Consider the following 14183-nt stretch of genomic DNA (forward strand, 5'->3'; position numbering starts at 1 on the left):
CGACATGACGCAGCAGAATATTCCCGGCGCGCGGCATCCGGACTATATCCGCGCCATTCTCGATCGCGCCGTAAAGATGATCGCGGAGGGCCGGCTGGAGAGCGCCGAGGTGCTTCTCGCGACATTGAGCGAAGAGCCGAGCGCCCGCGAGGTGACGGCCCATCTGCGCGGCGTCATCGCGGCCAGGCTCATGGAGAAGTCCGCGGCGCAGCTCTTCTTCAAAGCGGCTCTCGAGGCCAATCCCCGCAATGCGGAGGCGCATGCGCAGCTCGGCCTGCTGCTGCTCGACGAACGGCCGGTCGCGGCGGCCGCGGCCTTCGCGGCGGCGCTCGCGCTCGATGCGCGCAATCCCGATTGGCATGTCGCGCTCGCCGCCGCATTTCATCGTTTGGGCTTCGTCGATCGCGCGAAGGACAATATCGCGGACGCGCTGGTCCTCTCGCCCGGCCATGCGGAGGCTTCGACGCGCGCCGCGGCCATCGAGGCGGAGTCGGAAGAGATGCGAGAGATCGACGATCTGTCGCCCGAGGACGAGGCGATCCTCTGCGACGCGCTCTTCGCAGAGGGAACGCGGCGCCAGCGCGATGGCGATCTGGCGCGCGCCGCGGTCATTTTCGAGTGCGTCCTGAAACGCGCGCCGACGCATGCCTTCGCTCTCTGCAATCTAGGCGCGCTCCGCCGCGTCTCGGGCGATCTGCGCCGATCCGTGGAGCTGCTGGAGCAGGCGATTGCCGCCGATCCAAAGCTCGTGCCCGCGCGTCTCGCGCTCGCCGAGACCTACGTCGCCGCTGGCCGGGAGCAGGAGGCGCGTGCGCAATTCGAGATAGCGATCGAGGTGGGGCCGCGGAACGCCGATGCGCGCGCCGCCTATGCGATGGCTTTGCAACGAACGGGCGCGCCGAAAGAATCGATCCCGCATTTTCACCACGCCATTCTTCTCGATCAGAATCGACCGGCCGAATTCTATGCGGCGCTCGGCACGGCGCTCGAAGCCATGGGCATGCGCGATCGTGCAGAAATCGCGCTCCGACACGCCGCGGCTTTGGCGAAAACGTCATAGGAGGCGCTCGGCGTCGGCGGAAACAACTCGGGCGGCGCCAAATTGAGAAAGGGGAACGGGCAGGCGTCCTCGTAGGCGCATGTCCGCTCGAGCCCGCTCATGTCCTCCAAGTCGCGCATCTGCTCGAAAATCGGACGAAGGCCGCGTAACAGACGCGCGCCGGTTTTCTCTCCCATCTGCGCGAGAGCCGAGAGCGGCGCGAGAACGATCGATCGACGAACGAAGCGCCGCCGTTCGACTCGCGCTCATATGTCTTCGGGGCGTGTGTCTTTGAAGCATGTGTCTTGGGGGCGCGAATCGCTGTCTTCAGGACGAAAATCACGCAAATTCGAATCGCTTCCGTCGTCGAGCCCTCTCACCTCTGCGTTCCCATTTACGTCACCGGGAGAACTGGGGGATATCCGACTTCGTCGCGCCGGCATACGTATGCCGATGTCGCGATCGAGGTGCTTCGCGCAATGGATCAGCGCCAGCTTCAATTCCGCTTGAATCGTGCGCTTCGTCACGCCGAAACGCTTTGCGAGATCGGAGGAAGGAACTTCGTCGATGGAGACAGCGAGCAATATGTCGCGTCGCCGCTGCGGCATTTCCATCATGCCGCGTTTCAGCGCCTCGATCTCGGAGCGCGCTTCGACGATGCGCTCCGGATCCGGCGCGTCGTCGACGATATTCAGGAAGAATTCTGATTCCGGCGGGCCGCCGAGCAATTCGGCTCGACGCCGATCCGCGGCGAGCCGCGTGGCGACGCGGAGAAGATAGGCCTTCGGCCGCTTGATCGGACCGATCTCGACGCTCGAATGCAGCCGCAAGAACGTGTCCTGCAGGGCGTCCGCCGCGATATCCGTCGAGCCCAGTCGACGCGATAGGCGCCGCTTGAGATCTTCATATCCCGTAAGAAGCAAATTGATCAGAGTCGCGCGGCTGGTTTCGATCGTCATCGAACACGCTCCGCTTCCATCGTGGCTGCGCGCCTCGACGTCTCGAATATGCGCATGCGGATAGGTCGAGCTGATGACCCGGCAATGACAGACGCGCGATTTTTGCCGATTTGATGGAATTTCGTTCGCGAGCACAAGGCCGCCGCCGATACGACGCCGACGCGTCCGGCTCAGGGAACGCCTTAGTCGGATGAAAGGCGTCGTTTATTTGCGGATACGACGAGCGGGCGACGGCTCGGAGGCGGGCGCGACGGCCGCCACGCTGCGCATCGACTCGAGCCGCGAGCGGAATTCCTCCGAGACGCCTTGCGCGTCGAAGCCGTTGCGAATGATCTGAGGCTTGACGAAGACGACGATTTCCTGCCGGCTTTTGGACTTGTCCGTATTGCCGAACAGATCGCCGAGATAGGTGATGCGGCGTAGAATCGGGAGGCCGTCCAATGTGCTGTTATCCTGCTCGCTGATCATGCCTCCGAGCATCACAGTCTGGCCGCTCGTTACCGAAATAGTCGAATGCACGCGTCGTTGGGAGATGGTCGGCGTCAGGCTAGTGCTCGTCGCATTGGAAATCTCTTGTTCGACTTCGAGCTGAATCGTCCCATTGCCGTGGACATGCGGCCAGACCTTCAAGATCACGCCGGTGTCGCGCATCTGAAAGGAATTGACGACAGTGTTGGCGTTCGTGAGGATATTCGCCGTGCCGGTCGAAATCGGGATTTCCTGGCCCACCTGGAGAAGCGCTGGTTGATTGTCCGCGACGACGAGCGAAGGCGCCGACAGAACCTTGACGCTGGTGAGCGTCGAAAGCGCATTCAAAATGAGGTGAGGTCGCGCCTCCGGACCGAGCACCAGATTGAAGCCGGGAAGGACGCGCTGGAGGACGAGGTTCGAAACGACGCTCGCGGTGGAGGAGCTGGACGTCGTGTCGGACGACGACGAGCTCGAGGTCGATGTCGAGGAGGCGGACGAATTGGCCTGCGACGCATTGGCTCTGGTGGCGTTGCCGAGATAATATTGCACCCCATATTGCAGCTGGTCCGTCAGCGAGACTTCGGCGACCGTCGCCTCTATGGCCACCTGCATTTGTGGCCTGTCGAGCTCGCGCAGCGAGCGTTCGATGACACGATAGTCGTCCTGGTTGGAGTAGACGATAATCGAATTATTGCTGCTGTCGGCCGTGATGCGGACATTTTGAAAAACACCGCGGAGTAGGCTGCCGGGCGAGGAAGCATCGTTTTTGGTCTCTGCGTCGGCCTCCTTCTTCTCGTTGAAATTCTCGAAGGCGGCGGCGATCTGGCCGCCACCCTGGCCTGCGCCTGCGCCGCTGGCTTGGCGCGCGTTAGAGCTGTTGGCGTTGTTGCTGTTGCCGAAAGCGCTACCTGAGGACACAGAGTCGAGCTTGGATTGAGCCGCGCTCGCGCCTGGAGCGATCTGGCTGGTCGCGGTATCGCTCGTCGACGACCCCGCGCCCTTGCCAACGAAAATCTCATTGAGAATTTTGGCGATTTTGGTGGCGTTGCCATTTTCGAGACGATAGATGCGCACTGTCGTGCCGGTCATGTCCGAACGATCGAGACGCCGCACCCATAGCGTGACGCGCTCCAGCATTCGCGGACTTTGCGTCATCGCCATAACGGCGTTCATGCGCGAAATGGGTTGGAATTTCACCGCGCCGGCGCCTTGCGCGCCTTCCCCCGTCTCGAAAATCTGCTCGAGCTCGCGGACGAGCGTCGCTGGCGACGTCGATTTCAGGGGATAGACGCCGACGGATTGGTTGCGCATCCACTCGACGTCGAGGCCGGCGATCATGCTCAGGACCGCGTGTCGCTCGTTCGTCGAGCCTTGCACCAGGATGAAATTGCGGGCCGAGTCGGCGCGAATCATGTTGGGGCGGCTCACGAAATTTTCGGCCGCCTTTACCACCGCGGCTGCGGACGTATAGCGCAGCGGGACGATGGTGACGCCAAATCCCAGCTGATCCGCGCCGAATGTGACAGGGCCAGTGCCATTGGCCTCGTTGATCGGCATGATGCGGATGACGTCGTGGTCGCGCACGAGCGCCGCATTGGACATTCGTAGAGCGCTCTCCAATGCGGGCAGAACGTCCTTGCGCGCGATCGGGGCTGCTGCGACGAGCGTTATCGGCGTCGTGATGCGCGCGTCGACGACGAAATTCAGTCCCAAGGCGTCGCCGAGCAGGGCCTTTGCGACAGTCTGGACATCGGCCTGATCGAAGTTGATCTCGACGCCGTCGCCGCGTTCGGTCGCGCCGGAGGCCGGCGAAGCGGAGGCCATCGGCTCGGCGGCCTTCGTCGTTCCCTTTTGGGCCGGAAAGAGCATCGGTGGTTTTTGCGACTCTCGGCGAGTGTAATCGGCGAGAAGCGGAAAGCGTGCGGTCAAATCGGCGAGTCGGATGGAGTCGACGCTGTCGCCCGGGCCGACGCCGGTCAATTGTTCGGGCGATGAGCAAGATTGCAGCAGGCCCTGGGACATCGTCAGGGCCGCTGCGACCAGCCAGCGCCGGGCCGCGGAAGAAAATGAACCGGCTCGCCGGCGCTCGCTACGACAAAACACAACGCGACTCCGATCGACAAATTCGACTACCAATAAACTTGCGCTTTCGCTGACGTTGCAATGCAATCGCACGCTTGTGTGACAGAGGGGCAACGAAACCGTGGCCGGAGTCTGGCGTCTGATCGCGCGGCTGTCATGCCGCCGTCAAAACTCGAGGCTCTACTCGAGCGTATTGCTCGATGCACTGACTTCGGCGGTCTTTCATGTCTCATATTGCATTTTTCGAGCATCTTTCCCGAAAGGGCGTCGTGCGCGAGGCCGAGGCGCTCGAAAGCGCGCGCGGTCGCGACATGGCCGGCGAGATAGACTGGGCGAGCCTCACCCGTTTGACTCCTTCCGACTTCGCTGACGAACTCGCTGATTTCTACGCCTGCGCGCGTATCAAGCGCGGCGAGCTCCCGGCCGATGATTTCGCCGGTGGGCGTCTCTCGCGTCGTTTTTTGAAGGACGAGCGTCTCTTTCCCTTCGCGGACGACGACGGCGGTCTTCTGTTGGCCGTCGCCGCGCCAGTGGAGGAGGAGACGCTGCTCGCCATCGAGACCGCGCTGGAGCGCAAGGCAAGAATCGCGGTGGCGACCGCAGACGAGATCGACGCCGCGCTCGCGGCGGCATGCGGGCAAGAGCAGGCGGCGTCCGCGACGGAGATCGCCGAGGCCGGCTCCGACGATCTCGACGATCTGCGCGATCTCGCGCGCGGCGCGCCCGTGGTGCGCGCTCTCGACGATCTGTTGCGACTCGCTGTAGAGCAGCGCGCCACGGATCTGCATATCGAGCCCTTCGCCGGAACATTGCAGGCGCGATTGCGCATCGACGGGCTCTTGAAAGCGACGCCGGCGCCGCCGATGAGCATGGCCAAGGGGCTGCTCTCCCGCCTCAAGATCATGGCCGGGCTCAACATCACGGAGCGGCGCCTGCCGCAAGACGGGCGTGCGCGCATCGTCGTCGCCGGCGCCGAGATCGATCTTCGCGTCGCGACGATGCCGACCCTCTATGGGGAGGGCGCCGTCATCCGTCTGCTACGCAAGGGCTCGGGCGTCGTCGCGCTCGATCAGATCGGCTTGTCGCAGCGCGACGGCGATATATTGAAGCGAAATCTCCAGGCGCCATTCGGCATGATCATCGTGACCGGGCCGACCGGCTCCGGCAAGACGACGACGCTCGCCGCCTCGCTCGCCGAGATCAACGAGCCGACGCGGAAAATTCTGACGATCGAGGATCCGGTCGAATATCAGGTTCCCGGCGTCAATCAGACGCAGGTCCATCCCGGTATCGGGTTGACCTTCGCGATAGCGCTGCGCGCCTTTCTGCGCCAGGACCCCGACGTCATCATGGTTGGCGAGATGCGCGACGCCGAGACGGCGCATATCGGCGTCCACGCCGCGCTCACCGGCCATCTCGTGCTCACGACGCTGCACACCAATACGGCGGCGGGCGCGATCACCCGTCTCATCGACATGGGCGTCGAGAGCTTTCTGCTCGCCTCGAGCGTTCGCGCGATCATCGGCCAGCGCCTCGTGCGCATCCTCTGTCCAGATTGCAAGCAGCCGCATCTCTTGACGGCGCAGGATATTGCGGAGGACGCGCGCTATGCTTCGCTCGGCTTTGTGGAAGGCGAGACGCTGCACCGTCCCAAAGGTTGCGAATGGTGCAATTACACCGGCTTCCGCGGCCGCCGCGGCGTGTTCGAGGTCATCGAGGCCTCCCCCACGCTGCGCGCGGCGATCGGACCCAAGACCGATGCGAGCGAGCTCGAGGCGGTCGCGCGCGGCGAAGGCATGACGTCCATGGCGCAAGACGGCGTCGCCAAATGCCGCGCCGGTCTCACCACCATCGACGAAGTCTTCCGCGTCACCATGAGCATGTAAGCCTATGCCGCAGTTTCGTTATCGCGCAGTGACGTCGGCCGGAGAGGTGGTCTCGGGCGAAGTCGAGGCCCCGACTCGCGAGGAAGTGCTTCGTCGCATCGAATATCTCGGCCATATGCCCATAGAGGCGGAGCTCGCGGCCAAAGGGCGGCTCACTGCGCTTTCGGGGGGCGTCCAACCTCCGCCGCCGCGCGACGTCACGATCTTCCTTCGGCAATTGGCGCTGCTGATCGGCTCTCGCCTGACTTTGGAAGCGGGGCTGCAAACGCTGGCGGAGGACGCGAGCAAGCCGATGATGCGTTTCGCGGAGGCGCTTCGCGCGACGATTTCCGCGGGCGATAGTTTCGCCGAGGCGCTCGAGCGTCATCCCGCGATCATCGAACCGGCTTATGTCGCCATGGTGCGGGCGGGCGAGGCGTCGGGCCGGCTGGAGCCCGTGCTGCGCGCCATCGTCGAGGATCGCGCCCGCAAGGAGCTGCTCGGCGAACGGATCAATTCCGCCATTCGCTATCCTTTGTTTCTCATCGGTTCGGCTATTCTCATCCTGTTTTTTTTCCTGGTGTATGTCGTGCCGCAATTCGAGCCTGTCTTCAAAGACATCGGGGATCGTCTCAACGGCGGCGCGGCCTTTGTGCTGGCGGCTTCGGCGTGGCTGCACGCCAATCTCTATTCATTCCTCGCCGGGTGCGCGGCCTCGGCCTTTTTTCTCTGGCTGATCTTCAGCCGAAAAGAAGCGCGCGTCCGGGCGATCACGGTTCTCGCGAGAGCGCCGGGCGTCGCCGGGCCGATGCGAGACGCACGTACGACGCGCCTCATCAGCGCTCTCGGTCTTCTCGTCGGCAATGGCGTCCCGCTGCCGACGGCGTTGAAAATCCTGCGCGACATCGTCGCGGACCCGGGCGCGATCGCCGCGATCGACAAAGTGCTCGCGCAGGTGCGCAGCGGTCGGCGCTTCGCGGAGGCGCTCGCCGAGACGGACTTGCTGCCTTCGCTCGCCGTCCGAATGTTGCGCGTCGGCGAGGAGACCGGCGATCTCGCCTCGATCGCCGCCCATGCGGCGCAGTTCTACGAGCATAGGCTGAACCTCGGCCTCGACCGTCTCATGGGAGCGATCGGGCCGATCGCCATTATTTTCGTCAGCGTCATTGTCGGCGCGCTCGTCGTCTCCATCATGAGCGCGCTTCTCAGCATAACGGAGCTCGCCCTATGAAGAGAATGTGTCCTCCTGAGCGCGCGGAACGCCTGCTTCGCGGCGCAAGCCCCGGCTATACTCTCGTCGAGATGCTCGTCGTGCTGACGATCATCAGCCTCATTCTCGGACTCGTCGGGCCGCGCGTGCTGAATTATCTCGGCGAGTCGCGGGTCAAGACGGCGAAGCTTCAGATCGAGAGCTTCGCCTCCGCGCTCGATCTCTTCTATATCGACGCCGGTCGCTATCCTTCCGCTTCCGAAGGGCTCGCCGCTCTCGTCCAGCGTCCGAGCGACGTCGACGTGTGGAGCGGGCCATATGTGAAAGGCGGGCGCGTTCCCAATGATCCCTGGGGCAAGCCTTATCAATATCGCTTCCCGGCCGACCATAATCCGCCTTACGAAATCATGTCCTTGGGCTCTGACGGCCAGGAGGGCGGCGTCGGAACCGCGGCCGATATTTCGAACATAGAACATCCCAATGTCGCCAATGCGGACCATTGAGCGGCGGGCCGGTTTCACGCTGATCGAGATGATGGCGGTCATGATGATCATCGCCCTGATTTCGGCTCTCGCCGTGATGCTGGCGCCGGGGTCTGGCCGGGCGCGGCTGAAGGCGCTGGCGATCGACGTGGCGGCGCTGCTGCGGCGCGAGCGGCTCGGCGCGATGATGAGCGGCAGGCCCCGTCATGTGGCGCTGGACGGCGAGAAGCGCGCGTTGCTGGGCGAGAGCGGCGGCTCGGTGCGCGTCCCCGCCGATGTCGCAGTGGCGCTGCTCGGCGTCGACGGCGGCGCGGGCTCGTTGCGGCCGGTGGTCCGCTTCGAGCCGGATGGCGCGTCCACGGGCGCGGCGCTCGCCTTCGAGCGGGAAAGCGTCCGCTATGAGGTGCGCATCGACTGGTTCACCGGCGGCGTGTCGATCCATGCGCCGTGACGCGAAGCGCCTGCGCGCGGGCTTCACGCTCATCGAGGCGCTGGTCGCTCTCGCTGTGCTCGTCGCCTTCGCCGGCGCGCTCGGCCCGCATCTTTTTCAAGGGCGGCGCATTCTGGCGAGCGGCAAGGGGCGGGTGAACGCGGCGCTTCTGTTGCGCTCACTCATCGAGGCGCCTTTCGACCGCGAGGGCGGCGCAAAAACGCAGGATGGCGAGACCGGCGGCTTTCGCTGGCGGATCGACGCAAAGCCGATCTTTCTCGACACGCCGGTCTTCGACGATCCGGCTCCTCGAAAGGACGAGAAAGCGAAGGAAAAGGACGAGAGTGACGCGCCGAAATGGGCGGCCTATCGGGTCGCGGCGCGCGTCTCCTGGGGGGAGGGCCAGTCGATCGCCGCCGAGACGATCCGTCTCGCAAAAGAGCGATAGGAGCGCATGATGGCCAGAAGCCGCTCGCTGGAGGAAAGAGGGCGTCGCGCCGGCTTCACCCTCGTGGAGACGCTGGCGGCGCTCGCCGTCGCCGCCGCCATCATCTTCGGAGCGGCGGCGCTCGTCCATCATGTGGCGCTCTATTTCGATCGCGGGGCGCTCGGCGTGAATGAGGCGGAACGTTTCGCGCTGGCGATGGATCGTCTGTCGCGCGATTTCGGCGCCGCGCGCTTCGTCGCGGGGAGCATCGAAATGCCGAAGGGCAAGGAAAAAAGGGCGGCGCCCGTCGCTTTCGAGGGCGGGCCGGGGCGCATCGTCTTCGTCACCGGGAGCGCCGTCGGCGCCCGCGCTGCGCGGGAGGAAGCGCTGACTCTCGAGGTCGAGCCGCTGCGCGACGGCGTGACGCGGCTGGTGCGCCGGCGTTCCGTCTGGCTCGGTCCGCGCGCCGGCCTTGTCGCCGAGGCGGCGGGAGACGCAGTGGCGCTGCTCGAAGGCCGATACGACATTTCATTCGACTTCGCGCGCATGGATGCACGCGGCGCGCTCGCCTGGACCGACAGATGGACGGAGGAGACGGAATTGCCGCGCGTCGTGCGCTTGCGTCTCGCCGACCCGGTGACCGGCGCCGATCTCGCCGCCGGCGCGCAATTCGTCCTATGGGCCGACGCGCCCGCCGCCTGCGCGCGCGAGGGGGGCGACTGCATGCCAGGCAAGACCGCTGCGCCGAGCGAGAAGAAAGCTTCAGAACCGGCGAAGGAACCGACATGAGAAGCGGCTCCCGCCTCGATCCGCGCCGCGGCGTCGTGCTCGTCGCCGTGTTGTGGACGATCGCGCTGCTTTCGACCCTCGCGATGGCGGCGGGGGCGGGGTTTCGCGGTTTCGCCGGCGTTCTCGCCGTCGATAGAGATCGCGTGCAGGCGGAGGCGCTGTTCACCGCGGGGTTGGAAGCCGGGGCGGACCTTCTCGCCAAATATCATGGGCGGCCGCTGAGGCCGGTGGAGACGCGCATCTCCCTTTCGACGGGCGCCGCGCGCGTGCGGCTCGGCGATGAGCTCGGCAGGATCGACATCAACAAGGCGCCGGTGGAGGTTTTCGCTTCGCTCTTCGCCGAGGTCGGCGCGCCCGACGCCAATGAGGTCGCTCGCGCCATCGTGCTGTGGCGCGACGGTCAGCTGAAGACGGCCGCTCAGAAAGAGACCGCCGAACCGCCGCCGCAGCAAGGCGAAAATCCCAGCGCGGCGAAGCCGCAGCCGGGCGAGAAGCCGCCGGAAAAGCAGGAGTTGGAGCAGGTCTTCACCAATGTCGACCAATTGGCCCAGATCCCCGCCGTGACGCCGGCCCATGTGGGCCTCGTCGCCCCCTATGTGACCGTCTTCGGCGCCGCGACGGTGAACGCCGCGACGGCGCCGCCGCAGATCCTGCGCGCCTTGCCCGAGATGACCGAGGCCAAAGTCGAGCAGCTGCTCGAAGCGCGGAGCGCTTCTCCGATCGAGCCGGCGCGGATCGAGCAGATTCTCGGGCCGGCCGCCCGCTACGCCAAGCTCGCGACCCGTTCGGTGGCGCGGCTGCGGATCACGGTCGCCCTCGCGGATGGATATGCGGCGGCGGCGGAAGCGGTCATTGTCATATTGCCGAAGGATCGACAGCCTTATCGTGTGCTCTTCTTCGAGCAGAAACCGACGCCGATCGACGCCGGCGAACGCCGATTTTTCGAGTGAAATTCATGTTCGGCGTAGATTTCCTCATTCATTGGATCGACGTGCTGGCGCAGCTCGCCGAACGTCTGCGCGAGATTTGGCGCGGTCGCGGGGCCCTTCTCGTTTCCCGCGAGATCGATGGCTTTCGCCTTCGCTCCGGCGTGGACCCCGACGCGTCGGTGTTCATCGCCGCGGAGGCGGGCGCCTTTCCCGAGGAGATCCAACGCCGCGCGCGCAGCGAGATCGTGCTGCTCGAATGGCCGCAGGAGCGCATTGTGACGCGCCGCATCACGCTGCCGGAAAAGGCGCGGGAGTTCATGAGCGGCGTCGTCGACAATCGGCTCGATCGCCTGTCGCCCTGGCCGGTCGCGGAAATCGTCTACGGGCTCGCCGCCGCGCCCGGCGCGCAGCCGGGCAGCCTCGACGTGCGCGTCTCTATCGTCTCGCGCAGCGAGGTCGACGCGGCCCGCGCGGAGTTCGCCGCTCGCGGCCTTACGGTCGACAGAGTCGTCGCGACGCCGGGCGGCGAGGCTCCCGTGATCCTGTGGTCCCGCAATATGCGGCAGGCGGCGCAGGGCCGGGGGCGTCTGCGCCTCGCCATAGGCGGCGGCGTCGCCGCCTATGTGGCGATCTGCGCCATCGTCGGCCTCTGGGCTGCAATCTCCGCGGTCTCGCTGCAAGACGAGAATGAAACGCTGACGGCGCGCGCGCGCGCGATGCAGAAGCAGGCGCGCGCCGGCGAGGACCCGCGGATCATCGCGGCGCTCCCGCCACAGCAGCGCGCCTGGGCGCGCAAGGAAACATCGATTTCCGCCGTTCATCTCCTCGAATCGCTATCGCGCAGCCTGCCGGACGGCGCTTACCTGACAGAGCTTCGGCTCGAGGCCGATAAGCTGCGGCTCATCGGCCTCGCCGAGGACGCGCCGGCGCTGATCGCCGCCTGCGAAACCTCCGGGCCGCTGTCGCAAGTGCGCTTCTTTGCGCCGACCACGCGCGGCCCCGACGGCAGGCTGTTCACATTCAGCATAGAGGCGCGTGTCGCCGCGCGCCTCACTCCGGCGGGAGGATGAAGCGATGCGGCTCGATCTTCGGATAAATCGTGAAGAGGGCGCGGCGCTCGGCGCGCTGGCGGCGCTCGTCCTCGTCTGCGGGGGCGCGGCGCTGTTCGCGCTGGGGGGGCGTGGCGGAGCGGCCGAGGAGAACGCCCAGCGTCGCGACGCGCTGGCGCGGCTCGAAGCGGCGCAAAAGCGCGCCGGCGGCCCGGGAGACCGGGCTGTCGCGCCCGAGGCGGCGTTTCTCGCGGCGCCGACCGCGGCGCTCGCCGGCGCGCAATTGCAGGCCTATGTCACGCGCCTCGTCGCGGCCCAGCACGCCGCTCTGACCTCGTCCAACGCCCCGCCGCCGATGGGCAAGGAGGCGGCCGACGCCGTCCAATTGCAGGCGACCTTCGACATGGAGCTCTCGGCGCTGCAGGCGCTGCTCTATGAGCTGGAGACGGGGACGCCTTATGTCTTGGTCGAGGCGTTCTCGCTCCAGCCGCTGGACGGGGCGCGACGCGGCGGCTCGCAGCCGCTTCTGCGCGTCACCTTGAACCTTCGCGCCCATTGGCGCCGGACGGCGTCATGAGACGCTCGCCGCTCGTCGCTCTCGCCCTTCTCGCCGCCTCGCATGTCCCCGCGCAGGAGACGCCGGCCCGCGTCGACGCCAATCCGCTGGCGCGCCAGCCGCTCGAGCGTTTTGCCGCGACGCGCGACCGCCCTTTGTTCTCGCCGAGCCGCCGGCCGCCGCCGACCCCGACGGCGCATCGCGAGGCCGAGCCGCCGCCGCCCCCGCCCGAGCCGCCCACCGTCGTGCTGCTCGGCGTGCTGACCGACGCGCAAGGAACGCGCGCCTTCATCCGGCCCAATCCGATGGACAAGGTTCGCGCCGCTCGCGTCGGTGACGATATAAATGGTTGGAAAATAACACGGATAGAACCGACGCGGATCATTTTTGGGCAGGATGAGCGCAGCAAGACATTCGCCATGTTCGAAACGAGGCGCGTCACGACGAAGACCGCGCGCACAAATGCGCGGCGCTAAACTTTCGAAAGAATTTTTATGGTGACGCTTCGGGTTTGGCTCTCGCGCATCGTCTCGTGAATAGATCGCGCCCGCATGTGGGCATATTCACGAGACGACGAGAGTCGCAATGTCGCAACACAGACGATCGCCGCTCTATAGATTGACGGAAGCTCTCGCGAAACGGCTAGGCCTTGGGCTCGTCGCGGCGAGCGCCTTGCTCCACGGGGCTGCGCCGGCGCAGGCCGCCGCCTACCACTCGGCGGACGGCGCTCCCGCCGCATGGCGGGATTACGCATTGCTCGTCGGGCGTCGGGTTCAGGACTGGCTCGGCCAGGACAGCGAGCAGACCCGCCGGCTGCGAACGTCCCTGGAAGCGCGCTCGCAGCAGAACGCCTCGCCGTCGACCATCGTGGCGCGTCTCTGGATTTTGGCGAACGGGACGGTAGAGCGCGTCGATTTGGAGGGATTCGATCCCGCGGATGCGGAGGCGTTGCGCGCGCTTTTGACGCGACAGGAGGTGGGCGCGCCGCCGCCGGCCGATATGTCGCAGCCGCTGCATTTGAAACTATCGCTGCAGGCGAAGAATTGAGCGGCGGGACGCATAGTCGGAGCGCGGCCGAAGCGCGCGCGGCTTGCCTGCTCGCCGCGGCGATGCTCGGCGCGCTCGCGGTCGCCTCGCGTCTCGCGGCCGAAGAGACGAACGATCGAGGCTCGGCGAAGGCGCCGGAACCGGCGGCGGCGCGGCCGGGCTCGCCAGCCGTCTATCGCGCGCTGGCCGAAAGCGAAGCGCGCCGCGCCGGAATGCCGGGCGAGATCGCCGACGCCGTCATGGCCGTCGAGAGCGGCTATGATCCCAGCGCCTTAGGCTCGGTCGGCGAGATCGGCCTCATGCAAGTGCTGCCCTCGACGGCGCGAGCGCTGGGATTCGATGGTCGGATGGAGCGGCTCGCCGTTCCCGAGACCAATATTCGCTATGGCGTGAAATATCTCGCGGGCGCCTGGCGGCTCGCTGGCGGCGATCTCTGCACGGCGGTCATGAAATATCGCGCAGGCCATGGAGAGACGCGCTTTTCGCATCGCTCCGTCGATTATTGCCTCGCCGTGCGCGCCAAGCTGATGGCGCGTGGCTATCCGGTCGCCGGAATCGTTCCGATCGCTACCTTCGGCGACGCGGCGCCGTCTCGACTCCGCTCGGCGCTCGTCGTCGGATGTCGTCGAAATTGCCTCGCGGCGTCTGGCCGCGCCGAGCTCGATTTCGACGCGATCAACACGCGCCTCGATCATATCGTCATACAAGCGAACGCAAACGCCGTGCGGTTGCGGTGAGGCCTCTCGTCGGCGGCCGTGGCTAAAAATCGATCGTTCGAAGGGACGAAGCATGAGATGTCTCGGTCTCGCTATTCTGATGATGCCGCTCGTCGCGCCGTGTCATGCGAA

The 14183-nt window shown here is 65.8% G+C and carries 15 protein-coding genes; 13 read left to right on the forward strand and 2 right to left on the reverse strand.

Going from position 1 to position 14183, the window contains the following annotated elements; genetic code table 11:
* Positions 1–4 precede the first annotated feature (4 nt).
* Complete coding sequence (locus A1351_RS07885) at positions 5–1060, forward strand: tetratricopeptide repeat protein (RefSeq protein ID WP_024881703.1); 1056 nt, start codon at positions 5–7, stop codon at positions 1058–1060.
* Positions 1061–1305: 245 nt separating this feature from the next.
* On the opposite strand, the gene A1351_RS07890 is transcribed toward A1351_RS07885, so the two are convergent.
* Positions 1306–1998 carry an RNA polymerase sigma factor gene (locus A1351_RS07890; protein WP_064032707.1) on the reverse strand — a complete coding sequence of 231 codons (693 nt, stop codon included), beginning with the start codon at positions 1996–1998 and terminating at the stop codon, positions 1306–1308.
* Positions 1999–2202: 204 nt separating this feature from the next.
* Complete coding sequence (gene gspD, locus A1351_RS07895) at positions 2203–4491, reverse strand: type II secretion system secretin GspD (RefSeq protein ID WP_198162287.1); 2289 nt, start codon at positions 4489–4491, stop codon at positions 2203–2205.
* A gap of 284 nt (positions 4492–4775) precedes the next feature.
* On the opposite strand from gspD, the gene A1351_RS07900 reads away from it, so the two are divergent.
* The 12 genes from A1351_RS07900 to A1351_RS07955 all read left to right on the forward strand — a co-directional run bounded on the left by A1351_RS07900 (position 4776) and on the right by A1351_RS07955 (position 14072).
* Positions 4776–6437, forward strand: a complete 1662-nt coding sequence (locus tag A1351_RS07900) for a GspE/PulE family protein (RefSeq protein WP_024881706.1) — start codon at positions 4776–4778, stop codon at positions 6435–6437.
* A 4-nt stretch (positions 6438–6441) separates the two neighbouring features.
* Positions 6442–7647, forward strand: coding sequence for a type II secretion system F family protein (locus A1351_RS07905; protein WP_024881707.1), 1206 nt, complete (start codon positions 6442–6444; stop codon positions 7645–7647).
* Positions 7644–8129, forward strand: coding sequence for a type II secretion system major pseudopilin GspG (gene gspG / locus A1351_RS07910; protein WP_024881708.1), 486 nt, complete (start codon positions 7644–7646; stop codon positions 8127–8129). The genes A1351_RS07905 and gspG overlap by 4 nt, the downstream gene beginning before the upstream one ends.
* Positions 8107–8559 carry a prepilin-type N-terminal cleavage/methylation domain-containing protein gene (locus A1351_RS07915; protein ID WP_245291616.1) on the forward strand — a complete coding sequence of 151 codons (453 nt, stop codon included), beginning with the start codon at positions 8107–8109 and terminating at the stop codon, positions 8557–8559. The genes gspG and A1351_RS07915 overlap by 23 nt, the downstream gene beginning before the upstream one ends.
* Positions 8549–8986 carry a prepilin-type N-terminal cleavage/methylation domain-containing protein gene (locus A1351_RS07920; RefSeq protein WP_024881710.1) on the forward strand — a complete coding sequence of 146 codons (438 nt, stop codon included), beginning with the start codon at positions 8549–8551 and terminating at the stop codon, positions 8984–8986. The genes A1351_RS07915 and A1351_RS07920 overlap by 11 nt, the downstream gene beginning before the upstream one ends.
* A 6-nt stretch (positions 8987–8992) precedes the next feature.
* Positions 8993–9754 (forward strand): prepilin-type N-terminal cleavage/methylation domain-containing protein, encoded by a 762-nt coding sequence (locus tag A1351_RS24590; protein ID WP_064032708.1) that lies wholly within the window; start codon positions 8993–8995, stop codon positions 9752–9754.
* Positions 9751–10704 (forward strand): general secretion pathway protein GspK, encoded by a 954-nt coding sequence (locus A1351_RS07930; RefSeq protein ID WP_026598261.1) that lies wholly within the window; start codon positions 9751–9753, stop codon positions 10702–10704. The genes A1351_RS24590 and A1351_RS07930 overlap by 4 nt, the downstream gene beginning before the upstream one ends.
* 5 nt (positions 10705–10709) lie before the next feature.
* Positions 10710–11753 (forward strand): PilN domain-containing protein, encoded by a 1044-nt coding sequence (locus A1351_RS07935; RefSeq protein ID WP_157096190.1) that lies wholly within the window; start codon positions 10710–10712, stop codon positions 11751–11753.
* Positions 11754–11757: 4 nt separating this feature from the next.
* On the forward strand, positions 11758–12309 hold the full coding sequence (gene gspM, locus A1351_RS07940; RefSeq protein WP_024881714.1) for a type II secretion system protein GspM: 552 nt from the start codon (positions 11758–11760) through the stop codon (positions 12307–12309).
* A complete protein-coding gene (locus tag A1351_RS07945) occupies positions 12306–12764 on the forward strand; it encodes a hypothetical protein (RefSeq protein WP_157096191.1) in 459 nt (152 codons plus the stop codon). The genes gspM and A1351_RS07945 overlap by 4 nt, the downstream gene beginning before the upstream one ends.
* A 196-nt stretch (positions 12765–12960) precedes the next feature.
* Complete coding sequence (locus tag A1351_RS07950; RefSeq protein WP_157096192.1) at positions 12961–13335, forward strand: hypothetical protein; 375 nt, start codon at positions 12961–12963, stop codon at positions 13333–13335.
* Positions 13332–14072, forward strand: coding sequence for a lytic transglycosylase domain-containing protein (locus A1351_RS07955; protein ID WP_024881717.1), 741 nt, complete (start codon positions 13332–13334; stop codon positions 14070–14072). Before A1351_RS07950 ends, A1351_RS07955 begins: the two co-directional genes overlap by 4 nt.
* Positions 14073–14183 lie beyond the last annotated feature (111 nt).

It is taken from the genome of Methylosinus sp. R-45379 (assembly GCF_001644125.1).
GTDB lineage: Bacteria > Pseudomonadota > Alphaproteobacteria > Rhizobiales > Beijerinckiaceae > Methylosinus.